Raw genomic sequence first — 25,382 nt, 5'->3', positions numbered from 1 at the left:
CTCCGCCACCCAGGACAACAGCTTTCAGAGATCCGAGCCATTTTCTTCTTTACATGAATATAAAAATATACTGAAAACATGCGCCGGGAGTACGTATCATCCCTCCCAGCGCATGTGCATTGTTATCCTATGTACAGACAACCTCATTATCTTGGTTGTCTTTTTTTTATTCTACAAATATCCCTCTAATGGCTGACCTTCGTATGGTTCACCGTGTGTTAATCGCTTCACTTCGAGACCGTCTTCGATCGTTCTTCATAAAGATTTCAAACAGATGAAATTTCACGTAAAACACAATGTATCGTCATAAGTTCACAACATGAATTTGTTATTTTAAAACGGTAAACAAGAACGCTACGGATTAGAAATTCAGAAACGAACATTAGGCCGACCCATCCGCTTTCGAGAATATCAAGAATTTTGGTCCTCATATCGTTCAATCACACCAGAAAGGAATTGTTTATAATGAAAACGCTCGATATCGTAAAAGAAAATTTGTTGTTTATTCTTGGTCTTGGCGCATTAGCTCTAGTGAGACCCATTATGAAGATGACGGGGATCATGGATTTGATCGGACAACAATTCGGCAGCATTCTCATGACGATTCTTATTTCCTTAGCTTGGATCGTTATCGTTTTAATTAAGAAACCCGCTTCTCCAGTGGTCATTCTTAGTTTTGCGGGTATGAGTTATGCCTTATATGCCGTCATCCTTAGCGGCTTAGTCTCTCCGCTTCTTGATGGAAAATTACAAGGTCCATTAACTAATCCGTTTGCTCTTGTAAGTGTCTTTGCTATAAATGCCATTTGGGGATTCATCGTTGGATTCATTGCCAAAACACTACGCCGTTAACGTTTGATACAACTGTTATCTCTTCCCACCATCTCTCGAATTCTTGACGTTGTAATTGTCATCGGCGCTGACGTCAGCAAATTCAGAGAAACACAATATGTAACGGAAAACGGCCATCTCCGCCCCTATCGGACGGAAATGGCCGTTATGTCTGTACCTTGAAGCCCTTACCGTCAGCTCGCCTTCGCGAGTTTCGTGCTGCGAACCGATGCCACAGCGTATACAACGAGCGCTGTCCAGATGAGCGCGAAGCCGATAAGCAGAACCGGCGAGACCGATTCCTTGAACACGAATATGCTCAGTAACAGCATGATCGTCGGCCCGATGTATTGTACGAAACCGAGCGTGGATAGCGCCATCCGGGCGGCCGCCCGCGCAAAGAAGAGCAGCGGCAGCGCCGTTACCACGCCGGAAAGAAGCAGCTCAACGAACACCGGCGCAGGCAGCGTCCATGCCGTCGTCTTGCCCACGGCGGCCAAATAGATCCAGTAGCCGAGCGCGACGGGCAGGATTACGGCCGTCTCCGACAACAAGCCAACAGAAGCGTCCTGCACGATCTTCTTCTTCGCGAGGCCGTACAAGCCAAACGATACGGCTAACGAGATCGCGACCCAAGGGAAACGCCCGTAGTCGATGGCGATGATGAGCACCGCGGCGCCAGCGATGGCAATTCCGAGCCATTGGCCGCGGTTAGGCTTTTCACGAAGGAAGACGACCGCTAACAGAACGTTCAGCAACGGATTCAAATAATAGCCAAGACTTGTCTCGACAACATGGCCGTTGTTGACCGCCCAGATGAAGATGAGCCAATTCGCAGCGATCAGTAGTCCGCTGGCGGCGAGCGACAGCAGGAGCGAGCGGCTAGCCGCAACCCGCTTCATGTCGCCCCAGCGTCGCTGGACGGCGACGAGAATACCCATGAAAACGAACGACCAGACAACTCGATGCGAGAGAATCTCGCCTGCCGGCACATTGTCAAACAACTTCCAATATAGTGGGAGAACCCCCCACATGATATACGCGATAATAGCGTTAACCAACCCATTGTTCATTATGATTTCCCCTCTTCTAGCTCCGATGTCTTAACGGATTATACGCCTCGATCCTCGCTTAAGTAAAGAAAATAATTCGTGTCCGCTGGTAGACAGTCACGCTCTAGTTTGATTCTCGTTGTATTTTGAGCTATCGTTTTCCGTTCGTTTGCAGACTCGATGGAGCAAGCTGACACATTCTGCGCTGTTAGTCATTGATTATTTTTCCAAAATAGGTTATTTTATAGACAGCTTAGCGATAAGCAAGTTCCTATCACGAAGGGAGATGTGTTTTAATGGCGACTACTTATATGGTGGTTTGGTCTTAAAACTGAATAGCAGGCATACGGGAATAAAACGGGACAACGCCCGTATTATTTGGTGTGCCATTCAAAGTAACCTTTCGTGAATATTGCTGTTTGCGAGATACGATGAAGGTCGTATCTTTTTTGCGTCCTGATGCCGCGCGACAGCAGCTTCTTTAGAGGCTGCTTGACCGTGGCATTTTTGCGTCCAAAAAACAACATTAAAGGAGCTAACAAAAAAAACATGATGGATTTGAAAACTTATGGCTACTCAGAAATAGAAGAAATTCAAGGCGGCTTATTGCCCGGCAGGGTGACGGAGCTTCGGCGCAAGCGCTTCAGGGTCATGACCGAGCGAGGCGAGGTAACGGCGGTGCTCAAGGGGGCGTTCTATCACGGTGCGGAAACGCGAGTGGACTTTCCTTGCGTCGGTGATTTTGTTTTGCTGCACTACAACGATAGCGGAGATTCTCTCATCGACAGGGTATTGCCCCGTCGCTCCAAGTTCTCACGCGCGGATTACTCAGGGCATGCCGCAGGCTATGCCAAAACCGTGCGGGAACAGGTCGTTGCAACCAACTTTGACTATGTATTTATCCTTTCTTCTCTGAATTGGGATTTCAACGTTACCCGTATCATGCGGTATCTGACGCAAGCCAGGCAGAGCGGCGGCCAGCCGGTCATCATTCTGACCAAGGCTGATCTCGCCCCAGATTATAATCTCCTGCTCGCAGAAGTCACACAAAGCATCCCTAATGTGCCGGTTCACGCGATCTGCAGTCATACAGGCCTGGGGATGAACGAACTCGATCCCTACTTGATGCCAGGTAAAACGGTCGTCTTTCTCGGCATGTCCGGCGTTGGTAAATCGTCTTTGCTCAATGCGTTGATAGAACAGGACGTAATGAAGGTTCAGGCAATCCGGGAGGTCGACAGCCGGGGACGGCATACGACAACGCACCGTCAGCTGTTCATGCTGCCCTCCGGTACGATGGTCATTGATACGCCGGGTATGCGTGAGCTTGGGATTTTTGATGCTGACGAAGGCATACGCGCAAGCTTTACCGATGTGGAGGTATGGTTCCCGCAGTGCCGATTTACGGATTGCCGCCATCAGGCCGAGCCGGGCTGTGCCGTTCTTGCCGCGCTTGCCGACGGTTCATTGCCGCGTGAACGGTGGGAGCATTATGTTGCCCAGCAGTATGAGAACAAGTATGTCCAGGATAAAACCAGCTACCTCATCGACAAGAGGGCTCGAAACAAAACGAACGCCATGTGGAGCAAGCAAACGAAAAAAAACGGGGGATGGAAAATATGAATATTCAATTCGAATCGCTGATCTATGCCTTAAGCCGACAGTTCAAAAGGGATATCATCTCGGCCGACTGCCAAACCAAGCCGTTGCAGGGCGGAACTGTGGGAAATGTGTACCTGGTAACGGGAATCGCCGATACCGCGGATGGCGAACAATTGCCGTACCGTATCGTGCTCAAAATCCAGCAGAAATGGGAGCGTTACGGCGATCCGGGTTCATGGCGCCGGGAATATGATCTTTATGCGTCTGACTTGGGAGCGACGTTCTCGGATGCCTTCCGCTGGCCGACATGTTATCACGCCGAGATCAATGCCGAGGAAAATGAATTCCAGCTGTGGCTGGAATATATCGATGGCGTAACCGGTTTAGATTTGACCGGTGACATGTATGAACAGGCTGCGCTGGAGTTAGGACGCTATCAAGGCAAGCTGTATGCGGAGCAGCCCGCTGTGCTGCAGAGCCTGACCAACCTGAGCCATGCGGATCTCATGAAGAATACGTATCTCCATTACCGGTCTTGGCCGGTCGTCTACGATTATATACGCTCGGAGAACTGCGATTTCCCGCAGCACGTGCGGCAAATGCTCATCGACATCGATGAGCATGCAGACGAGATTCTCGATCGCATCGAAAAATTGCCTCTCGTGCTATGCCACCGGGACTTCTGGGTGACCAACCTGATCTATGCCGACGGGAAAATCGCACTCATTGACTGGGACACATCCGGATGGGGCTACCTGGGCGAGGATCTCGCAAGCCTGATTGCGGATGAAGCGGATATCGATCACATGGTCGAAAACTACCAGCGATGTGTCCCCGCGTATTACAAAGGCTTTTCGGAATATGCGGATGTTCCTCCTATCGCCGAACATTGCGTCTACGAGCTGATCCTTCTCGGCTTCGGATACAGGCTTGTGGAGTGGTATCTCCACACAGAGGACGATGACGAAAAGACGAAGCATTTCCATACGCTCCAAAAAATCCATGACATGAAGACCACCCCTGTACTGGGTTGACTTTTAAAAAAAGAACTCCGAAAACCCTTGAATATAGTGGGTTTTCGGAGTTTCTTTCATAACTCCCATTCGATCGTCCCCGGAAGCTAGCTCGTGATAACATCTCATATTGCTATACATACACGTTTTAAAAAGGTCCGGTTATTTTCACCTTGATTTTATTGGATTCAACCGTTACCCCGTTCAATGTAATTCGAATCGACAACTCGGCTTGCCCCGGATGCTTTGCGATGATCTTTCCTTTCGGGTCGATCTCCGCCTTATCCGGACGGCTGCTCAAATACTCAATGACTGCGCCGGATAACTCCTTAGTCGTTCTTCCTTTATCAAGGAATACTTCGTAGGAATAACCGACTTCATCTCCCGGACGAAGCTGGAGCGATTCTGCCTCAAGCTGTACTTTGTCTAGTTGCACGACCAGATTCGGATCGCTATACTTCATCAGCTCGCTGCCGTATTTGAAATATAAGTTGCCAAAATCGTCCTGGGCCAGTTTTTCCGCATTGCTCTCCAACAAGATGGACAGCGATTTGCTTGCAGCTTCAATCTTAAACATTTTGCTAGTGTACGTATGGTCAGCAACATATCCCGTAAAAATGGTACCGTACACATTCCCGTCGGTTCCAACGGTTAAGCGAGGATTGCTGTGTGCATAATCTGCTGCAGGAAACATATCTTCGCTGTAAATAATCTCTTGGCGCTCCGGATCATAGATAAACAGAGACCCTAGCGCCATTCCCCAAACGTTACCGTCAGGGCCCCATATCAAAGAGGTTACTGCTTTTTTGCCCGCAACAGGTACCTGTTCCAGCTCTACTCGGCCGGATGCTGTATCGTAAATGGCAAGCTTCCCCTCTCCGCCTGTCATCGCGCCGGTGGCCATAAACAGCTTTCCATTTTTGTAAAGCAACGAATTGATCGAATGCCCGGATATAATGTCACGTTTCACATCAAACGTTCCGGTAACGGGATTATAGACGGTAAGAGCCCCGCCTGTTTTGCCTGCGATTGGATAAGAACCGATATATAACAGGTTTTCTTCCTCGACCCCGAGCATGGCAACGGGCCGGTCTTGCTCTGAACCCAGCTGACCAAGCCGCAGCGGATTATTCGGCTCTGATGGGTCCGTTCGGTTCCATGGCTTGGCTGGATCGTATTCAAAGATAGTCGCTCTAGGATAAACGCCGAGATACATTTTCCCGTTCAAGGAACCGAATCCCTCGACTTGGCCGATTTGAGGATAATGCTTGGTCTCGTTACGGGTTGGGGAGTAAATCCCCATACCCCCGCCTGAAATGAAGCCAGAGGACAGTATCTGCCCATCTGTGCTCTTCCCGATATTAAACAATTCCACGAACTGTGCCGGAAACGGAAGCTCCGGCGTTTCAATCAAACCGGTTTCCAGATTGTAATAAAATGCTCTTCCGCTATTTCCGGCCAATCCGACTAATGTCCAGCCCGGATAATTTGCCTGGTCTAGCTGTACATAACCAAAAGCTACGCCTGCTCCTTTGACGTCGACACCCAGCGAGCCGTAATCTCCCGTTCTCACGTCGTATGAATAGAGAGACCATTGCTGCGCGCCACCTGGAAGGGTTTCGTAATAGGTGTAGAATACCTCTTCGCCGTCAGGCGATAACGGTGAAAATCCTCGTGCATTATAGGCAGTATTATTGTTAACGATCCAGCTAGCGGTATCGGGATCATACACGAACATAACCGGTCCGGGATCCACGCGCACGAACAATTTACCTCCTGCATACTGGAGATCGTAAACCGAAGTCTTGCCGATAAATTCGGGATGATGAAGCGCAATCGACGTGCCGCTAGCAAGATCGTATTGATAAAGCTTAGCGACGTCTGCTCCCCCCACATAGATCATTTGACGATCGGAATCGTAAGCAAGGCTGCGGATATGAGCCTCTTTCGATGAAGTCTTGAAGGATTTAAGGATTCGAGTCTGGTCGGTAACGGGATCATATTCAAACAGCGATTGGGAATATCCTGTTCCTCCATACACTTTGCCATCTTCCCCGGCTACTAGCGTCCAGATGACGGTATCGGTAGGAACAGGTTTCCCGATGGCACGCAGCTTATCCTCTGCCGGATCATATTGAAACAACGTCCCGTTCGGCGTACTTCCGATGTATACCTTTCCGTCGGAGGCTGTCACAATCGCCCAAGCTGCCGAAACGTTGCTCCCGTCAAGCGCAACAAGTGGATGAGTGGATTTCACTTCTTTCGAAGCAACATCCATCACGATGAATTGTGCCGGATCACCCTGTGCGACCGTAAACAAAGCATCCTGACCATTCCTATCTTTACCGAATGCAGCCGTCATTAAGGTTAAACTTGAAGATTGCGGTCCTAAATTCGTTAAGTACGGGGAGGAAGCCTGCGACTCCAATGAGACGCTGTCAACGAAATACCTGCCGGTTAGGTCACCATTAAAACCAAAGGCTACCCTGACCTCCGTTGCATTTTTAGGGGCAGAAGCAGCCACTCTTAAATTCTGCCATTTGCCCGATGTTTCACCGACCAGGCCGCTCACTACGGAGACAAGCTTTCCGCCTGCATCATAAAATCTGAGGTCTGCTTTGCCGCCTTGGCCTTCATCCAATAGCACGCTTGCTCTCATGATGACATTGCCGAATGGTTGGGCGGCATATGCATCGCTCACAACTCCGGAGCCTGCGGCGGGCGACAGGCGTTCCATCTGAAGACTTCGTTCCCCTTCTGCGTACACGGACTCACTTACAGTTATGACAGCTGTGTCTTCATCGGGCTGCCAGCCCGGCAAGCGTCCATCTTCTTCGGAATCCTCGAAGCCGCCGTTGATCATAACGTTGGTCAATTCTTCGTCTGCTGCATACGTGATCGACTTTGCCCACCCGATACTTGCGAACATCATGATGACTGTTAGGGCTCCGGCAAGCCGACTCCTCCACTTGCTTCTCACTAAACTCTCCCCTTTGCGAATAAATTTTTTCAACAGGTAGTAAACGCTTTCATTACGCTCTCATCTTATCATATCCCTTCATTCGTATACAAGTAATATACATGTAAATATAATTCTTTCCGATAAATGATGTCGTGTTCCCAGTTTGCCAATGGCGCCGCGCCGTCCGGGGTCGGATATACAGGGACAAGCTGTAAAGTTGTATCCAATGCCGAGCTTCGTAAACCACCTTCCGTCCGTCCCTCCGGGGAGCAGCATCCGCACCGGAACGGCCTCCTTATCCACTCTTTCGGCACATCGGACAGCAAACCGAACATCCCCAGTCGGGATTTGAGGCGCGTGGGTCATGGTGCGGTACTGGGGCACGGCATGCCGTCTCCGTCCTGAGACGGAGACAAAAACCATTCTGCCGTCCCTCACTTCTTCTCAGAGCAATAAGTTATCGTTGTATTAACGCCTGTTGATATATCGTTACACAGTCAAAGAATTCTCTTTGTATTTAAACACGCAGCAGAAAAACCTAGTTCGAAAACTGAAAGGGGCAAGCATGATGAAGCTGATCTATCAATTAGAGCATGTGAATAAAACATACAAAAAAGGCAAGGTTGTCGCCAATCAAAACATAAGCTTCGACGTTCAACAAGGGGAAATTCTCGGTTTGCTCGGTCCGAATGGAGCCGGCAAATCCACGCTGATCAAGCAGATGGTAGGCCACCTTGCTCCCACCTCAGGTACGGTACGCTATAAAGAAACCAGCGTGCAGACACAAACCAAGCGAGTTGCCCAGGAGGTCGCCTACTACTCACAAGAGCCTCACGCCCTGACCAGTTTAAAAACCTGGGAAGCCTTGTATTTTACAGGAAGATTGCGTGGGTTGACGAAGGAGTCCGCCTTAAAGCAAACAGAGGAATTGTTGGAACGCTTTGGTATGCAAGACCTCCGTCATAAGCTGTTGAAAAACGTTTCCGGCGGACAAAAGCGTTTAATCGGGATCGGTACTTGCTTGATCGGTTTTTCCCCCGTCATGATCCTGGATGAACCGACCAATGAACTGGATCCTAAAAAGAGAAGGCTCGTATGGGATCTGATTCAGGAACGCAATCGCCAAGGAGTAACCGTAATCTTGGTAACACACAACGTGCTGGAGGCCGAACAGGTCGTGGATAGAGTCGCTGTCGTAAATCACGGCAAGCTATTGGCCATCGATCATGTCGGTGTCTTAAAACAAAGGGTAGATCAGCGGATGAAGCTGGAAATTACGACTTCCTTTGGCGAAAGCGATTATGTTTGCCGAAGCTTAAGCACACTAGGGCAGTGGACCAAAACGGGAGAAAACCGAATCCGGACACTGATCGAGAAGCAAAACGCCAGCTACGCGATCGACTGCCTGACTGAGCAGCAATTACCGATTGAAGAATACTCGTTGGTCCCTCCGAATCTTGAAGATGTCTATTTTCATATTGATGATGATCAGGATAAGCATGCCAAAGAGGAGGTAGTCTAAACATGGAAAAGATAAAACCATCCATGCAAAGCCATGACTTGCAGCTGCAAGAAACCGTCTTTCTCCAAGGGCACGAACAGCAGAGCATAATCCAGCGCAGAATCACGGAATGGCTGATCTTAGCCCGCATTCAATTTACGATCATCCGCGAGGCATGGGTTTGGATTTTCATCATGGCATGCATGTTTCCGTTAACGACGTTGTTGTTTCTCAAATTCTTTACGGTCGACCCAACGCCGGCGGTCATGACACGTATTATTACGGGGAATATGCTTTTCGGCTTAATCGTCATGGGACTCAATTCCATGGCTCAAGAGATATCTTGGCAGAAGCATCAAGGCCATTTCACGTACTATTCGTCCCTGCCGATCGCCAAGGTAAACTTCATCTTCGCCAATCTGCTGCGCGGCTTGATCATGTGCGTACCGTCTTTTATTATCTTGGCGATGATTGGTCAACTTGCTTACGGCATTCAATTTCACTACAGCTGGGGACTTGTCCCTGTATTGCTGCTCACCGTCTTTAGCGTGGTTGGCGCGGGTGTACTGATCGGCTTCTGGTCACCTAGCCATCAATTGACCAACATGCTGGTCCAGGCGCTGATGATGTTCATCTCGTTTTTGACGCCTGTCATGGTGGATATGGATCAATTGCCTATGATTTTGCAATGGTTCTCTTATATCTTCCCAACCACTTACGCCGCTGAGGCCATGCGGGAGGTATTGATATCGGGCTGGTCCGGCTCTGTCGCCTGGAACACGCTTGTTCTCTTGTTTTTCTCGCTGATCTCCATCGTATTGATCTTGAAAAAGGTTGATTGGCGTGTTGAGTAGTAAAGAAAAGTTCTCCTTGTTTACGTTCTAACTAGCAACCTCGACGAAAATAGATAATCACGAGCAGAACAAAGTCGTCTTTTCAGGCGACGCTGGACACCTACTTGTACCTATCAAAGCAAAAAAGCCGCTAAAATAGCGGCTTTTAATGTGAGATGGCGTTGTCCCTCTGCCCGAAATTTTATAAACGTGGGCAATGCAGATTCCAAATGGTATCTGTTATTTGAACGAGATTTTAAGAGCTAATCACCGTTTCTTCATTCCAGAATTCTTTTACTTCGTCTAATATTTCAGCAGCAGGCGTTATGGTGGCCTCGAAAATCGTTCTACCTGTTTTCCTTAAATAATTTTGAATTAGATAATATCCGCACGCGTATCCGGCACTATAAGGCATGTTGACCGGTTTAAAGTTTTGAAGTTTGGCGATCTCGTCACCATAAAGATACGGAGCGATATTATCAAAACCCGTTAACTGCAATTGCTCTTTAAGCACAGGCTTTATGCGCCTGTTCAGTGTTACTGCGTCTGTTCTCGTTACCCAAGGGCCGAGCAATTCTTCTCCAAACATGAACGTAGCGTAGTTTTCGGCTAATCCTTCACTTACAATGAGCTCGCCCAAATGAACGGTGTGATCCCACTGAATAAATTGATATCGCACATTATGGTTGCATTCGTGCGCGAGCGCAGCCTTCATTCGAGGAATCGTGTACGCATTTGGCAAGATGGTACCCCAGATATACCCGGGAATGCCCCCAAAACCGCTATAACCTTCGTTAATGGTTAAGGCACGGCTTTCCGGATTCCCTAGTTGAATAGTAAATAAATATTCAGAAACAGGGAGGTTTATATCATGTTCCATAAATAGTTGGAGGCTTTTCCTTACTGCGTGCTCACACTCTAACCAAAAAGGATCTGACGAAATCAAATCTACCTCATGTGAAATCTGCTCGGTAATCTGATCAGGAGATCGATGCATTATGCTATTAAACGTAATAACGTCAAAACCGTTAGCCTCTTCCGCTCGAAAAGGGATCTGTTGAATTTGCCATTGTTTCATAAAGGGAGCCATCATTTCGTTTCTGAATAATTCTAGTTTTTCCTCGGGCGAAGCTTGGGCAACTTTTTGATAAATATGGTCTGAACGCAATGTTCTTATGTTCATTTCTATCACTCCTAGTTATGTATTCATAGAGAGACTTTTGCACGGCTACGATCGATTTCTAACCGTAATACATAAACATCATATTTGAATAGAAGACAACGAGGATATGCCGATTATAGATATATTCATTTATTACCTCTTCCTGCCCGTTTCTTCATTTGAAAAAGGAGCAGCTGCTGGCGCAATCTGCTCCCTTTCATTCAAATCGTTCCAGTTTATCTTTGGTAACGCAATCGAAACACACCATAATGGGATCTAATTATTTTATCCCGCCCGTAAAATCCCTTATTTTGTCCGAGATTTCTTTTGGATGAGAACGATATAAATAATGTCCCGCGTCCAATAAAACCATTTCTCCATGTACAGATTCCTCTAATTGCTTCTCATGCTCGGGGATCCATCGGTCCGTCACAGGGTGATTCGCTTGAACAAAGAAAAGAATAGGTAAATCGGGAGGAAAATTCAGCTGTTCTGCTGCTTTAAAGTTGGAATACATGCTCACTGCCTCATTTAATTGCGTGTTGTTATACATGTTTTTGCGTATCATAATGTTCAATTGTTCTATGGTTTGTTGATCATATGGCAGTCCTTCATAAGGGTCAGCGCTTAGTTTCAATTGTAACCGGGCGAAGCCCAAGTTGCGGAACCATTTAACCGGTTCAGTGTCTGACGAATCAATCTTCTGTTCGCTCAGAGACGGAACGCTGCTATCCAGCCCGATAAACGCACGCACTTCATCTGGATATTGGTTCACGTAATCCAGACTATAGAGCCCCGAAATGGAATGAGCCATGAGGATATAACGATTGATCTGGAGACTTTGTAACGCTTCGTGAATTTCACTTGCGATATTTGCTGTACTGCGCTCCTTCTGGGTTCGATCGCTCAAACCGTAACCAAAAGGTTCAATCACGACGACTTTATAATAAGGGATTAACTCTGATATGAGCGGCTGAAAATCAAGTGCAGGTGCCGCTGTTCCATAACCGGGAAGAATCACAATGGTTTCTTCACCTTGACCTTGAATGAAAACATTCATCTGTTTTCCATCTACAGCTATACGCTGACCGTATGGCTCCATTCTTTTTTGTTCTGCATGACTGCTGATTTTATTTACGGTATACACGGTGGCGATAAAAAGCAGGATGGCTATAACTACTGTGACGATTATTTTAAGCAAAATATGTAGTACTCTCTTTGTTTTTGTACTATTCCTTACTTCCTTTCCTGCTGATTGCGTCAAACTCTTCAGCTCCTTCTTGTCTATCTGTACAATGGCCATGGGGTCCGCTAATGCAAGTCTAGCCAACCAAGATGTCCTCTCAATGAATGCGATATGAACGGAGCATGAACAAAGTTTATTGGTAATCGACACCCCCTATTGTCCTCGGCCAGGGACTAGATCTTGTACGGACAAAACAAAAAAAGCCGCTAAAATAGCGACTTTAAATTGGTATCTCGAAAGCACAATAAATAGCAAGTGAGCACTTTGCTGTAATCCGTAAACAGCGAGTTGATCATAAGGTGAAAAGATGCAATTAAGAGCAGTTATAACCTACCTTAAGTGAATAATTTATAGCAGATGCTTCCGACCCATACGGCGATTAATACCCAAATCAAAATGAATAACGCGCCAGTCACCCAGTTTCTCGGTTTTCCCTGCTTCCTGATCTCCTCCGCTTTAGCTCTACATTCTTCAATAACCGATTGTGGAATCATTTTAAGCGCGATCGTAATTCCTAAAGGCACGATGATCAAATCATCAAGATAACCTAATACGGGAATGAAATCCGGTATCAAATCGATCGGACTGAAAGCATAGGCAACCACTAACACCGCAAACAACTTTGCGTACCACGGTACTCTTGGATCTTTATAGGCCAGGAACAAAACAAAAACATTTCGTTTAATTTCTCTTGCCTTATTCTTTGCTTTTGTTAGAACCTTCGCTTCTCTCATAAAGACCTCCAACATCATTTGCTATGTCCCCTGGCGCCGCTCATTATCGGAACAAATGATGTTCCTTATTTCAGATAACGGCAGCTGGATCGGCTGCCGTTTCTTGGCTATCATTCCCTTATCTTTCGTCAAACTGCCAGTGAATTTTGGCTTCATTTTATACCGACATCACGAACGTGAGAACGATAGTGAGAACGATAATTAGATAGTTCTCCAGAAAGTATTATTAATTCAGCTAACTTATCAGAACTCAATTGGTCTTGACCATAACCCGCTTTTAAAATCCCAATTTCAATGACCGCCTTTTCTCTTAACCCAGCACTTTCCTAATTATATCACCAAAATCATGTGGCTATAAAAGTGAGTTAAGACGCTCCATCGGCTTTTTAAAAAGGCTTTACGACCATAAGCACCAATATGGCAATCATCATCAGCTGTGCTGCCGTCTCGATGGGGACGATCTTTTTGATCAGCAGTCCGAACTCGGCGGGTATTTCATGACTCTGGTCTTGATTTTCAGATATGAGCTTAATGATCTTTTTCAAACGCGGCTCGATCCATCCGTCGATGAGGACGATCATGAGGAGCGATAAAAGGATAGACGCATTCAGCCACATTTGGGATATCCCCATTTTGGTTATGATCATAAGCCAAACCCCGGTTACAATAAGTAGAATGCCGCCCATTTTAGGTATGATGGCAAGTTTGGTCGTTATACCAAAAGTAAAGTGCAGCTGGCCGACGGTTCTAGCGGATCTTCGAATGATGGGCATTACGAAAGCGGGACCAATGATGGCGATCGTAGCCAATATATGCAAAACGAGCAGTAATCCAAACAAACCCATGCTCCCCCTTCTCCTCAGCGCACCGAAATCTTGCTTTGATAGGCTAGCCCGACCCTTTTCCTTTTAAATGCTCCTCCGAGCTCAAGATGGTTGAGCATACACATTACAACATCGTCATAAGCAACATTGAGTTCTTGAAATCGGCTGAACAAATGACCGGCTATTTCTGCCTCGGAATATTCCTTGATCGTCTCCGACATCTGAACGGGCAAGGTTTCCGCTGTTACATGTAGATGAACCGGATCTGGATGCTCTCTTGAATCCATCATGGTTCCCGGACACATCATGGACCAATCGAGCCCAGTCCGTTGCAGCCTTTCGAAATTCAGGTTGTGATTTTTATACTCGGGTGGGAAGCCGGGTAAATGGTTGCCGATCAGATCGGTATATGGAATATCCAGCAGACCGGCTCCTCCCATGACCCATACCCGCCCAGAGAAACTAGGCTCCAATTCACATTGGCTTATGATGTTATCGACGATACGAACAAACTCTTCCCCCTGTCCCGCATGACCGGCCGCAATAATAGCGGCGTCTTGATGCGCAAGCGCCTCGCTGACGCACACTGGGTTCAACATATCGTCCACGATCACCTTCACATGCTTTGCGGAAGGCTCACCTAGTTGATCATAAAGCTTCTCGGAATTCCGCACAAACGCGGTCATTTTATGCCCCATTTTTATTCCTTGTGCCAGCACTCTTTTCCCCGTATTCCCCGTCGCTCCAAAAACAATAATGTTCATTGTTCTTTCCTCCTCTTTAACGGCTCCAATATTTGGTTGACTCAAGCTTAGCATCGCTTCAAAAAGATGTTAAGAACCCACTTTAAAGTAGGGTACTTACTTAAAAGTAAGCTTCACAGAAAGAGAACCCATATTGTGCGCGGAGGTCGGGACGATAGGAAAAATCTTGTGGCAGATTGTGCGGCTGTAGACGAAAAAAAGCTGCCCGGAATTCCGTGGCAGCTTCTGTTATGGGTTGATTGAATTAGATTCGATTTCATTAAATCAGCTTTATGACGCTGACTCTTCATACTTCCGTCTATTATGATTTTCTCCCCAAGCACACATGACTTCTGCTACAGGAATCAATGTTCTGCCGTATTCACTAAGGGAATATTCAACTTTTGGAGGGATAGCAGGGTAGACCGTTCGGTCGACTATGCCTTCGTGTTCCAAATCTCGGAGATGTTGGGAAAGCATTTTTTGTGAAACATCAGGTATAAGCTTTTCCAGATCGTTGAATCGCTTTGTGGATTCAATCAAATGCCATAAAATCAATGGCTTCCATTTGCCGCCTAAAACATGCAGGAGTGTTTCGACTGGACATTCGCGCTGATGAATCATGGATCAATCATCCCCCTTACTTTTGAGTACGTGTATTATCCGATATTAATATAACAAAATTTTACATTAGGGATACCATCAAGTCAATCAGAAACCATTCTAATCGCCGATGGTATTACTGTTATGACTTGGACATTTATCGGTAATTTGATAATATTAATTGTTTTCCTTGCGGGAACCATACTGGAACGAGCAGTCAAAAGATAACGCCGAGGACACTGGCACCCCAACCTTCCGTGGCTATCCGCGACCGCTTCGGAATTTGCCATTCACCTAGGGTGGACTGCTTGCCATCATTATACAAACCTGCATTATCTTTTGTTTTGTCTTTTCTTAGTACTCTTTTTTCTTCCCTGCTTCCCTACCCCAAATTAATCTCCCGGATCTTTTCCAGCGACACTTTCGGTTTTCGGTCTTCGGTAAGCAGGCCGTTAACCTCATGCTGAACGTCCGTAATCTGCGATTAACAGTAACCGGATATAAACGGAACTGCTTTAATCGCTCCGGTTATGCTGGCGAATCGCTCCAGGAAAGCTTCCTCACTCTCAACCTGATTGCCGTAACCCCAGCCATGCTCGCTCCTGAATGCAATCCCGCCAAACTCGCTGATGATAATCGGTTGCCCTTTATAACTGTAGCCTTGGGCGAACGCAAATTTCCACTCGTTGTACGCACCGTTGCTACCCGTAATCGCGTCTTTATCCTTGTATGTTTCGTACAAATCTTCGCCACGCTCCACATAATCATGAAGAGTCAAAATATCAGAAATGGTGTGCTCCCATCCATCATTAGTGATGACTGGGCGATAAGGATCAATAGATTTGGTCAAATAATAAATACCTTCCGTAAATTTTTGCTGCCGATCGTCATGGATAATATTCTGAATGCCCCAGGATTCATTAAATGGTACCCAGGTAATGATGCAGGGATGATTGTATTGCTGCTGCACAACTTCAATCCATTCCTTTGTAAAACGTTCCACGGACTCATCGTTATATTCAAAAGCAGCCGCCATTTCGGACCAGACCAGCATACCTTTGACATCACACCAGTATAGGAAACGAGCGTCTTCAATTTTCATATGCTTGCGCAAACCGTTGTAGCCCATTTCGGCGATCGCCTCGATATCTTCGATCAGCGCTTCTTCGGACGGAGGCGTCAGATGACTTTCGTTCCAGTATCCCTGATCCAGAATCAATCTTTGGTAAAGGGGAATATTGTTCAGAAGAATTTGTCCGTCTCGGATCGAGATTTTGCGCATGCCGAAATATGAACCCACCCGGTCGATCTCCCGTTCTCCTTCATACAGCACAAACTCCACATCAAACAGATTGGGATTGCCCGGAGACCACATGTTCTGCAGCCATGGCCCGTTGATGCCGTTCATCATGCTTGTTTCCACCGTCAGCCAGGCTCTGTCCACCGAAAGGCTCAGCTTTCTTACCGTTTCGCCTTTAAATGTGATTTCTGTCTCCAGCCGGAGATCTTTTTTGTTTTTCGTCCCGTTAAAGCGGAAGTCGAACCGAATCATTTTGGCGGTCGATGTCCGGTGTCATTTTCACCTTATCCAAGCGGGTGTCATGGACATGTTCGAGCCAGACGCTTTTCCAAATGCCTGTCGTCTGCACATAAAACGAATCATGATTTCGTCCGGCCCAGCGCTGTTTGCCCCGAGGCTGCAGACAGCTATCGCTGTCTTCCACTTTCAGCACAATTTCATTTTCGGCGTCTTGCTTGAGGAGGTCGGTAATATCCAATGAAAACCGAGCATACGCCCCTTCATGCTCCCCCGCAAAACCACCGTTCACCCAACAGGTAGCTTTATAATCCACGCCTTCGAAATGCAGGATCGTTTGTTTCCCTTCCGCTTCTGGGGAAAGTGTCAGTTTTCTGCGATACCAAATCTGCGCATGGAATGTCTCCTCGCCGATTCCGCTCGCCTGGGTTTCATAGGTAAAGGGAACGTTTATTTTTTGTGCAGCGGGAAAATGGTCCATAAAGCGTTCTGCAACACCGGCTTTTTCATCATCGAAACAGAAATCCCACGCTCCGTTCAGATCCAGCCACTGGCTCCGTACAAATTGGGGTCTCGGATAGTTTTTTATATAAAATTTCGTAGCTGCTGTGGGCATTTTAGCACCTATCCTCTCTCTAATAACTGATGTATAATCTGTATTTCTTATCACAGATTACTATCTTGATCTGAGAAAGAAAATGATTTATCCTATCCTTTGACTGATCTATTATCCTTTCTAGGAGTGGAAATCATTGATACATCTAAACCGATGTGGATATAACGTGATTCATCCGGAAGGCTTCACTGTTGACCGCCCGGACGGCTCCGGGGATTACGTCTTTTTATTCTTCCGGAGCAAAATGGAGCTTAAGATTCATTCGCAGGCTGTGTTTGTTGGACCTAATACCTTTATTATTTTTAACAAAAACAGCCCGTATTTCTACCAGCATGCTGAACAACCTCTGGTCCATGACTGGTTTCACTTTGATATGGAGGACGCAGAGGCTTTTTTTGATCGGCTGAATCTCCCTTTAGATACCTTAATCAAAGCATACGACCCCTTCTATATTTCCAGAAAGGTGAATGATATTCATTGGGAGAATCTGCAGAACGGAACCTTCCGAAATGAGATCATCGATTATACCATTCGCTGCCTGTTCATGAAGCTTAGCGATATTCGAAATCATTTGGAGCCACACCATCAGATTAGTAAATACTACGATCAGTTCCTGAAGCTGAGAAATGAAGTTTTCAATTCTCCTTCTACTTGGTATACGGTCGAGTTCTTGGCGGACAAGATGAATATGAGTCGGTCGTATTTCCAGCATATGTACAAACAAATCTTTGGCATATCGGTAATTAACGATATCATCCTTAACAGACTAGGATATGCCTCTTATTTACTGAAGAACACTTCGTATGCGATCAGCCATATTTCTGGAATATGCGGTTATGAGAACGATGTACATTTTATGCGGCAATTCAAAAAATACGTAGGACTAACTCCGAGTGAATACAGAGGAAGGGCTGATGGTAGGCAATAATTCTATTTTCTCTCCTCATTACTTCAGAAAAGGAATCAACGTGCGCGTATTGTACAGTGTTTTCGAGGCAAATAATCAACGCGATTTGTGACTCGATGCAGACAGAAACGGACTAGCTTATGGTCGAACGCTAGTCCGTTTCTGTTTGCAAAATAATGAGTCCCTCAGTTCAAGCATTGAACTGAGGGACTTTTCCTCTTATGCTATTTTTACCTCTAATCCTGTTCTTTTTTCACCTGTACGACAGGCAGCATCATGCCGTCATCCATGCCCATCAACGTCACGCTGGATGATTCGGGTATCTCATCGTGCTGCGTAATATCTACCGGGGTATCAAAAATCGGTACCGCATAAGCAAGATGCGTCCGGCCTCGCGCCAATATCTGGCGGTAATTCCCGCTTTCGCCTTCATAACCGTCATGGTCCCACGGAACGAACGACCGAGCGTTACAATAATGGCACACATAGGAGCGGCGATAACGGTCCTTCGTTCGGTTCCGATATGAACGGTGGAACAAATGGGAATCAAAGAACAGCACATCTCCAGGCTTCATTCGCACTGGAATGGGGGCCGGATAATTGGACACCACTTTGGATAACGTGTTGACCTCATCGTCGAGGTGACTGACATTCTCCACGGAATGGAGATCGGTGAATGCTTCTTTAGCATGAACACTGCCGCCGTTATCCCCTGGCGGTGGGTAAATCGGTTCGTGATTGGAACCGGGAACGACCCACAAACACCCATTCTCTTCATCGGCATCCTCCAGGGCAATCCAGGCTCCGATTAGTGTGTCGGGATGGGTCTTGATGTAATATGCATCCTGATGCCAACCTTGCCCCCCTTTTCCCGGCGGGTTAAAGAACATCATCGATTGCAGAGCATAGACATCGGGCCCGATAAGCGCCTCAAGCACATCCAAAATCCGGGGATGAAGCATCAGCTGCTCCCCTTCCGGATGGACGCGGGAGATCATATGAACCCTCGTTTTCTCGGCAAACTCCGATTTGAGAGGGTCCTTATCTTCCGTAGATGCCTCTTCACGTTTCCCCTCATGTTCAATCCGCAGTCTCTCTGCCCACGCTGCATAATGCTCTATTTCTTTCGGATCCAACAGTCCTTCAACAATAAGGAAACCATCTCTGTGATAGTGCTTGTATTGCTCTACCGTTACATAATAACGGCCTTCTCTTAGTTTGGCCTTAGGTACATAAGTCTGCCCCATGCTGATCCCTCCACAAGAATTGATTACCTTAAGTGTGAAGGATTCCGAAAGCGTTCTCAATGGAGAGGACACGGAAAACGGTGGACTGATTTGATATCCGTTATCATGTCCGTTCCTGATTCAGAGCGACAAAATGCCGGTTCAAGGGATAAGCGGACTCCTCTTCTTCGGTCATGGCCAACTGACGAAATAACGGATCCGCAAAACGATCGCGGAATTCCACGGCAGTGACACCGCGTGTCCGTTTGAACATGCGGGAGAAATAGTGCTCATCGGCAAACCCGACATCGTAAGCGATTTGTTTGATCGTTCGCTCCGCTTGGATTAATAGCTGTTCCGCTCTACGTAGACGGCGTTCCAGCAAAGCCTTCTGGGGAGGGATCCCAATCCAGCGGACAAACATTCGGGTAAAGTGCTCATGAGTCCAGCCGGAACTGCCCGCAATCTCTTCAATGGTAATTTGGTGATGAAGATGTTGTTCCATATAATCCAATGCCTTGATAATCGGGGCAGGCAGGTTCATGGAAGAGAACGAATCGTCTTCATCGATCGCCTGCCATTCCTCCAGTACGCTCAGTAGCAAAATGGCTCCTCTTCTCTGCCAGCCGCGGGGTTTTACATGCACAATTTTGAGCATTTGTTTCAACAGGGAGGGAACAAGACTTCCCCCGGCAATCACCGACCAGTCCTGGCATTCCCCTCGGCTATCGTCTTGTCTGCAGAAGGTTTCCCGGAATGCTGCATGTTCGAAGTGGACATATAAATGCCTGGTGGGAACGAGCGGATCAAACCGGTACCTATGCGGCTCTCCGGGACAGGTGAATACAATGCCCGGCCGATCCAGCAGAAATTCACCCCGGTCGTTTTCGTAAACGGTACGGGAGCCCGTCGGAAAGAATACCAATTCGAAATCATCAATCGTTCGCACCCCCAGAACGGATCCCTTGTTAACGGTGATATCCCCCATGACATGAAGTGCGGGCAGCGTTAGCGACAACGTATAACCTCCCATTCCTTCCTTTTGTTCTACATAATATGACGCAGGGCACAAGTTATAAGTTCCATTTAAAACGGTTTATATGCTACACCACTTAACTCGTATGAGTAAGGAAATAACTGCCGAAAATCATATGGACGATCTTTTTGCCAGTATGACGACGGGAATCAAGAAAGGACAAAAAGCGAAAGGAACTAGCATTGGCCAGCTCCCTTATATACGTCTAACAAATAAAGCCGACTATCGTTCGAATTTCAAAGTCATCATATTCCTGTCCTCTGATTTACTCTTCGCCAAAACTGTTTATAGTTCCGCATCCCGGGATGGCTATTTGTGCATGAAACTTCAATTACTGTTTCCATCCCGATATCCCACTTTTACTTTGTTTTATCCGTAATCTTTTTTATGGCCTTGCTTTGGTCAAATGATTCTTGATAGATATCAGCGTAAGTTTTTAAATCTTTGATAAGATCGTCGCAGAAAGCCGCTACGTCACTGCCCGTTACTTCGAGTACGCCTTTTCCCACGGCCGCGCCCTCTTCAAAAAGATCGATAATCCCCGAGAGCAAACCCGTCCCGTCGGTTAGTTCAACAGGGCCGACCTTAAAGAGATATTTTTGAATCTCTTTATAAACAATCTGATAATCTTTCGGGAGTGCTTTGACACGCGCCACATGCGCTCGCCACTCTTTTTTGCCTTCGATGATATCTTGTATTCTCATGTTATCCTCCTATTTACCTAATTTTTTAGCGATATTATTGTTGAGCTGCTCGCGCCACTTGTCACGAAAAGACTTTGCTCCTTCTTCGCCGGCCAGCGCTGAACAGAAACCTTTGATATCGATACCCAAAACCTCTTGGACATTCTGACCTTCCGCCGCCGATTCTTCGAGCAAGCCAAGCACGCCGTCAAGAATTGGCATGAGGTTGCGACCGGTGAAATCGGAGTGAGGCCAAAGATTGGCATTAATTTCATTCCATGCAGCTTGATAATCAGCCGGCAGCTTCTTGGCTCGTGATTCAAAAGTTTTAAATTCTTTAGTCATGTCGCTGCCGGTGATTTTTTCCCAAAAATTCATGATTAATTCTCCTTTAACTCGTTTATTGTTGATGATACGAACTCCCATGTTTCCCAGAACCTTTTCAGCTCCGCGCTCCACGTACACCCTTCCCTCCACAACACGGAAGTTCAGTCGCTGCGTGATTTCGTAGCCGTAGGTTTCAATGCGGCATATAATTCCAAGGACACACCTTCAAGCATCCCTTTGAGCAATTCCGTTAGGTTTTCCAGCACAATTACCGCTGGCTATTCTGTAGCACTGGTATGAAGTGTTACTTACTACTTCTATAAAGTAACACGTAGTAGTTGGTTTGTCAATTGCATTTCCTCTGACACGGATATTATATGTTCAACAATCCTGGCCGGTGGTAGAACAAAGGCAGCCGATTTTATGAACGGCTGCCTTTTTGTCTTCGATTGAACTAGTTCTGCTAAAGGCATGGCGATAGTTCCTATATACTAACGTTCCTCCGGCTATTTTTCATATAAGATAAGAAAGTCCCTCCACTTTCTCTGTTCTGGGAACACGGCTATGAATCCACTTCGCTTGCTCAGTTGCACGCTGCCATTACTCAACTGATCTCAGGACCAGCCGGATCGGTTTATAAGGTAAGTTACAAGTTCATCGTCGAAGACGATGCCGAAACCCGGCGTGGCCGGAACATGAATCTCTCCGTTTTCGATTCGATAGCCTGATACATCCATTCCTTCAATCGTGATGTCGTCATATTCCACAAATTCGAAGTTTCGCACCGCGGCTGACAAATGTCCCGACGCGTAAATGCCATAAGCATTGCCGTAACAATGCGGCGCAGACCGCAAACCATGGGCATCCAACTTCTCGCCTAATTCCATCCAATGCGTGAAACCAGGCCAAATGATATCGTACTGCAGTACATCAACACGGCCGCGAGTCGCCCACTCAATAAGATGAGGGGAGGCAAGCCCTTCCCCATCCGCGATAAGCACATTCTGCCCACGTTGCCCGAGCCAATCCTTCAGGTCCTCGTACAAGGCTTCATCCTCATGAAACGCTTCTTCCAGCCAATACAGATTCACATCCGATAAAGCCGCCAAGACCTCTTTGGTTAAGTTCAAATTATAGGCATTATTCGCATCGATCATGATCTTGCCTGCGGGACCTGCCACTTCCGAGATCCCGCGCACGATTGCGATATCTCGTTTCGTCCCTTCCCAGAGCGGCATATGGCGTCCGCCTCGGCCAACCTTAATCTTAAAATGACGTTGGCCTTTCGCATAACCTTGCATCGCTTCTTCCTGCATCAGCGCGACCGCTGCCCTCTCATCAGGCAAATGCAAATCGTCGAAGTATAGAGAGGTATCATAGCAGGGGACAACCAATGGGGCTCCCTTTTCCAGGTGGGCACCGGACACTAAGTCATACACTGGTTTGCCTTGTCTCTGTCCTAACCAATCGAGCACAGGGTATTCCAATTGCAATCGATACGCTTCCCGCAGTCTGCCCTGGTGATCGAATAAATCAAGCAAACGGCGGCCTATTATGTCTTCGGCCCATTCCGGTGTCATATGAATCGAACTGCCGTAACCTGTTTGACCATCGATCGTAATTCTGGCGATATCCACTGTGCAGCCTTTGCCATGAACGCCGATTCTGCCATTGGCCCCCGCGCTTCTGGCTCGTTCACCCGTTAACTTGGCGAATTCGATCTTCTCCACTTTCCAGTCAGATTGTATACCGGTAATGTTCATACGATCCTCCTTAACCGACTCGAACGGTTTCTTGTCCGGATTTGATTCGTAAGTAGAATACCATATCATAGAATGATACTGTGAGTTGAACTTTGATATTCGCACGAATAAGCCGCCACGAATCGTATCGTGACGGCATATCCTTTTAGCTATTTGCGGTCCATTCAGGCCGATAAACCCCACAGCTCCGACCAGAGCGACCGATGATCCGGCAAGTCCCACGGCAATGAGAAGCAGCCATAGGCGTTGTCGCTGCACAGCCGCGCCGATGCCGGTTGCGATCCCTTCCCCTAGCGTGTGAATGTTCAAATGACGGGCATTCAACCAGATGATCCCGCCGCAGAGCAACGTCCAAGGCATCAGTGTTAGCACCTGGTTCCAAGTAGTTTCATATACGCTGCCGGTTAGGCGGAATTTCATTCATTTCTAGAGGGAAGAACCCTCTGGCTGTCCGGCAGGCGAACGATGCACCACTCCACCGGAGATCGATTGCGGATATTTCAACAGGTTGTAAATCGGACATACGCGTTCAACCGCTTTATGAAGATCGGCGATGGTTTCAGCGGATTCTTCGGATACGATGTAAATGTTATATTCGATATTATGCGGATAGATAGGAATATCCTCGTATCCCGGTTTGCCGGCAAGCGGGTGCAATTGACCCGTGACTTCGACTTCAAGGGATTCCAGCGATACGCCTCGTTCCGCTGCCTGAATCAACGTAATATGAGTCAGGCAGCTGCCTAGTACGCCAAGCTGAATTTCGGGTGATGAAGGACCGAGGCTATATCCGGCATAATTCTCGGGACTGTCGCTGATGATTTGGAAGTCGCGTATGCGTATTTCACGAACGCCGCTGCGGCCTTTCGCTTGTACCTTGGCCGAATAAGTATTCGGCTTGGGGTCTTGCTCCGCTTGAGAACGCAGGGCCTCCGCCGCCGCTTTCTTTTGCGCTAAATATTCATTTAATGTAGTCATCGTATCTCGCTCCTTTAAAATATTGATGATTTTAACGAAAAAAGACACAGCTAAGCAGTTTATCTCTGCTTTAAGCTGTGTCTCCGACGATTCGGTCAACACTCGTTGCTCGATTATACCATTTCATCAACGGGATTGGATAATAGGCTAGGGTTCATTCCCAAATAATCGAAGAGCCCCTGTTCGATTTGTTGAATTCGCTCCACTCTTAAACTATAGGTCGATACCGTCTCCCCGACGACATGAACGTTGAGCAGCCCCGCGCAGCGCAAATTGAAAATATGGTCATGCGTAATGCCTTTGGATATGCCGAGGTGTCGAACCACTTCGATAAAAGTGCGCGGTTCGCTGCGCAAAAAGTGCAGGATTCGCAAACGACTCTTTTCACTCAGGCTGCGGAGAAGCCGGTATAATTGAAGCGACGGCTCATCCTCTTCCTCAGAATGCGGCCAGATCCTGGAGCCATAATGGCAGAGGGTCAGGCTTCCGTACGAGTAAAAGATATTGCCGGGCTGAAAATGGTAATGCGGAATCAGAACCAGCTTCTCCAGCCCGTTCACCGGCTCGAAACAAAACCCGTTCGTCAAGGCTGCCGCCTTCTCGTAAGCTTCAAATTCATTCCATTCCGTCTTCTCTTCCGCTTCGGTACGCAAAGCCGTGACGATCTCCTGGTCGATATGCTTAAAATAGACTTCGTTCCATTCAGACAGCATCCGATGCTGCCGGTCTCGTACCGCGCCGAAATCTTCGGGAAACGTCTGGACATACGGCGACAGCACGGCATAAAGTTCGCCCAACGTGAGTTTATGCAGCCAGGATAGAAAATCTTCGACGCTATTCTTGTTCGGGGACACATAGGCCAGAAGATGAAGCAGCTTCCATTCCAAATCGATTCCGGTCTGTTCCAGTTGATCGGCGAATTCTGAAGACAAGGATGCATGTACATTCTGAGTCCAGTCAGGACCAAGATCAATCCGTTTGTGCCAGCTTTTGCAAAGATACGTATGGAGGCTGTTGATCAGTTCGTTGACGGGACTGAACGATAATTCCAATTGATAGGACAACAAGTTGCACTCCTTCTTTGACCTGTTATGACGGACTGAATGCCGTTAATTCAGCAACTGTCTCGTTCATATTGTACAACATTTGGCATCGGACGACACAGCCCAAGGCATATCCTCAATGTGTTATAAAATGATCTGA

Annotated in this window: 21 protein-coding genes and 2 pseudogenes; 6 read left to right on the top strand and 17 right to left on the bottom strand. The window is 47.1% G+C overall.

Going from position 1 to position 25,382, the window contains the following annotated elements:
- The first annotated feature begins 465 nt into the window (after nucleotides 1-465).
- Entirely contained in the window at nucleotides 466-852 is a 387-nt protein-coding gene (locus JNUCC32_RS09125; RefSeq protein WP_096773898.1) for a hypothetical protein, read from the top strand.
- A gap of 173 nt (nucleotides 853-1,025) precedes the next feature.
- Here JNUCC32_RS09125 and rarD read toward each other — a convergent pair whose 3' ends face one another.
- The gene (gene rarD, locus JNUCC32_RS09120) at nucleotides 1,026-1,904 is read right to left on the bottom strand and encodes an EamA family transporter RarD (protein ID WP_192571744.1); all 879 of its coding nucleotides are present in this window, start codon (nucleotides 1,902-1,904) and stop codon (nucleotides 1,026-1,028) included.
- Nucleotides 1,905-2,432: 528 nt separating this feature from the next.
- Between rarD and rsgA the strand changes: the two genes are divergently transcribed.
- Both rsgA and JNUCC32_RS09110 read left to right on the top strand, forming a co-directional pair.
- Nucleotides 2,433-3,506: a ribosome small subunit-dependent GTPase A gene (gene rsgA, locus JNUCC32_RS09115; RefSeq protein ID WP_192571743.1), complete on the top strand. Its 1,074-nt coding sequence runs from the start codon at nucleotides 2,433-2,435 to the stop codon at nucleotides 3,504-3,506.
- Nucleotides 3,503-4,519, top strand: coding sequence for a phosphotransferase (locus JNUCC32_RS09110; RefSeq protein ID WP_192571742.1), 1,017 nt, complete (start codon nucleotides 3,503-3,505; stop codon nucleotides 4,517-4,519). Before rsgA ends, JNUCC32_RS09110 begins: the two co-directional genes overlap by 4 nt.
- Before the next feature lie 127 nt (nucleotides 4,520-4,646).
- On the opposite strand, the gene JNUCC32_RS09105 is transcribed toward JNUCC32_RS09110, so the two are convergent.
- On the bottom strand, nucleotides 4,647-7,430 hold the full coding sequence (locus JNUCC32_RS09105; RefSeq protein WP_228468909.1) for an NHL repeat-containing protein: 2,784 nt from the start codon (nucleotides 7,428-7,430) through the stop codon (nucleotides 4,647-4,649).
- A 595-nt stretch (nucleotides 7,431-8,025) separates the two neighbouring features.
- Between JNUCC32_RS09105 and JNUCC32_RS09100 the strand changes: the two genes are divergently transcribed.
- Nucleotides 8,026-8,982, top strand: coding sequence for an ABC transporter ATP-binding protein (locus JNUCC32_RS09100; protein ID WP_192571740.1), 957 nt, complete (start codon nucleotides 8,026-8,028; stop codon nucleotides 8,980-8,982).
- Between the two features lie 2 nt (nucleotides 8,983-8,984).
- Nucleotides 8,985-9,815 carry an ABC transporter permease gene (locus JNUCC32_RS09095; protein WP_192571739.1) on the top strand — a complete coding sequence of 277 codons (831 nt, stop codon included), beginning with the start codon at nucleotides 8,985-8,987 and terminating at the stop codon, nucleotides 9,813-9,815.
- A 235-nt stretch (nucleotides 9,816-10,050) separates the two neighbouring features.
- On the opposite strand, the gene JNUCC32_RS09090 is transcribed toward JNUCC32_RS09095, so the two are convergent.
- The 7 genes and pseudogenes from JNUCC32_RS09090 to JNUCC32_RS09060 form a co-directional block, all read right to left on the bottom strand.
- A complete protein-coding gene (locus tag JNUCC32_RS09090; RefSeq protein WP_192571738.1) occupies nucleotides 10,051-10,977 on the bottom strand; it encodes a DUF2268 domain-containing putative Zn-dependent protease in 927 nt (308 codons plus the stop codon).
- Nucleotides 10,978-11,236: 259 nt separating this feature from the next.
- A complete protein-coding gene (locus JNUCC32_RS09085; protein ID WP_192572633.1) occupies nucleotides 11,237-12,259 on the bottom strand; it encodes an alpha/beta fold hydrolase in 1,023 nt (340 codons plus the stop codon).
- Between the two features lie 278 nt (nucleotides 12,260-12,537).
- Nucleotides 12,538-12,936: a YkvA family protein gene (locus tag JNUCC32_RS09080; protein WP_192572632.1), complete on the bottom strand. Its 399-nt coding sequence runs from the start codon at nucleotides 12,934-12,936 to the stop codon at nucleotides 12,538-12,540.
- Between the two features lie 386 nt (nucleotides 12,937-13,322).
- Nucleotides 13,323-13,781, bottom strand: coding sequence for a DUF2269 family protein (locus JNUCC32_RS09075; RefSeq protein WP_192571737.1), 459 nt, complete (start codon nucleotides 13,779-13,781; stop codon nucleotides 13,323-13,325).
- 14 nt (nucleotides 13,782-13,795) lie between these two features.
- The gene (locus JNUCC32_RS09070; RefSeq protein ID WP_192571736.1) at nucleotides 13,796-14,524 is read right to left on the bottom strand and encodes an NAD(P)-dependent oxidoreductase; all 729 of its coding nucleotides are present in this window, start codon (nucleotides 14,522-14,524) and stop codon (nucleotides 13,796-13,798) included.
- A 270-nt stretch (nucleotides 14,525-14,794) separates the two neighbouring features.
- Complete coding sequence (locus JNUCC32_RS09065) at nucleotides 14,795-15,127, bottom strand: winged helix-turn-helix transcriptional regulator (protein ID WP_192571735.1); 333 nt, start codon at nucleotides 15,125-15,127, stop codon at nucleotides 14,795-14,797.
- Nucleotides 15,128-15,488: 361 nt separating this feature from the next.
- Nucleotides 15,489-17,259 (bottom strand): annotated as a pseudogene (locus tag JNUCC32_RS09060) (glycoside hydrolase family 2 protein).
- 136 nt (nucleotides 17,260-17,395) lie between these two features.
- On the opposite strand from JNUCC32_RS09060, the gene JNUCC32_RS09055 reads away from it, so the two are divergent.
- Nucleotides 17,396-18,187, top strand: a complete 792-nt coding sequence (locus JNUCC32_RS09055) for a helix-turn-helix domain-containing protein (protein WP_228468908.1) — start codon at nucleotides 17,396-17,398, stop codon at nucleotides 18,185-18,187.
- 215 nt (nucleotides 18,188-18,402) lie between these two features.
- On the opposite strand, the gene JNUCC32_RS09050 is transcribed toward JNUCC32_RS09055, so the two are convergent.
- The 8 genes and pseudogenes from JNUCC32_RS09050 to JNUCC32_RS09010 form a co-directional block, all read right to left on the bottom strand.
- Nucleotides 18,403-19,413 carry a phytanoyl-CoA dioxygenase family protein gene (locus JNUCC32_RS09050; RefSeq protein ID WP_192571734.1) on the bottom strand — a complete coding sequence of 337 codons (1,011 nt, stop codon included), beginning with the start codon at nucleotides 19,411-19,413 and terminating at the stop codon, nucleotides 18,403-18,405.
- Between the two features lie 103 nt (nucleotides 19,414-19,516).
- Nucleotides 19,517-20,410, bottom strand: a complete 894-nt coding sequence (locus JNUCC32_RS09045) for a helix-turn-helix domain-containing protein (protein ID WP_192571733.1) — start codon at nucleotides 20,408-20,410, stop codon at nucleotides 19,517-19,519.
- A gap of 377 nt (nucleotides 20,411-20,787) precedes the next feature.
- Nucleotides 20,788-21,132 carry a DUF1048 domain-containing protein gene (locus tag JNUCC32_RS09040; protein WP_192571732.1) on the bottom strand — a complete coding sequence of 115 codons (345 nt, stop codon included), beginning with the start codon at nucleotides 21,130-21,132 and terminating at the stop codon, nucleotides 20,788-20,790.
- Between the two features lie 9 nt (nucleotides 21,133-21,141).
- Nucleotides 21,142-21,489 (bottom strand): DUF1048 domain-containing protein, encoded by a 348-nt coding sequence (locus tag JNUCC32_RS09035; protein WP_192571731.1) that lies wholly within the window; start codon nucleotides 21,487-21,489, stop codon nucleotides 21,142-21,144.
- 81 nt (nucleotides 21,490-21,570) lie between these two features.
- A pseudogene (locus JNUCC32_RS31840) lies at nucleotides 21,571-21,704 on the bottom strand (PadR family transcriptional regulator); the annotation flags it as partial.
- Nucleotides 21,705-22,052: 348 nt separating this feature from the next.
- The gene (locus JNUCC32_RS09025) at nucleotides 22,053-23,561 is read right to left on the bottom strand and encodes an iron chelate uptake ABC transporter family permease subunit (RefSeq protein ID WP_267132966.1); all 1,509 of its coding nucleotides are present in this window, start codon (nucleotides 23,559-23,561) and stop codon (nucleotides 22,053-22,055) included.
- Between the two features lie 66 nt (nucleotides 23,562-23,627).
- Complete coding sequence (locus JNUCC32_RS09015; protein ID WP_096773914.1) at nucleotides 23,628-24,179, bottom strand: OsmC family protein; 552 nt, start codon at nucleotides 24,177-24,179, stop codon at nucleotides 23,628-23,630.
- Between the two features lie 113 nt (nucleotides 24,180-24,292).
- Complete coding sequence (locus JNUCC32_RS09010) at nucleotides 24,293-25,243, bottom strand: ArsR/SmtB family transcription factor (protein ID WP_192571730.1); 951 nt, start codon at nucleotides 25,241-25,243, stop codon at nucleotides 24,293-24,295.
- Nucleotides 25,244-25,382 lie beyond the last annotated feature (139 nt).

Origin of the sequence: Paenibacillus sp. JNUCC32 (genome assembly GCF_014863545.1) — a bacterium.
In the GTDB taxonomy this organism is placed as follows: domain Bacteria; phylum Bacillota; class Bacilli; order Paenibacillales; family Paenibacillaceae; genus Paenibacillus_AQ; species Paenibacillus_AQ lautus_A.
Note: the sequence above shows the minus strand (reverse complement) of the source record. Positions and strands in the feature narration are given on the sequence as shown.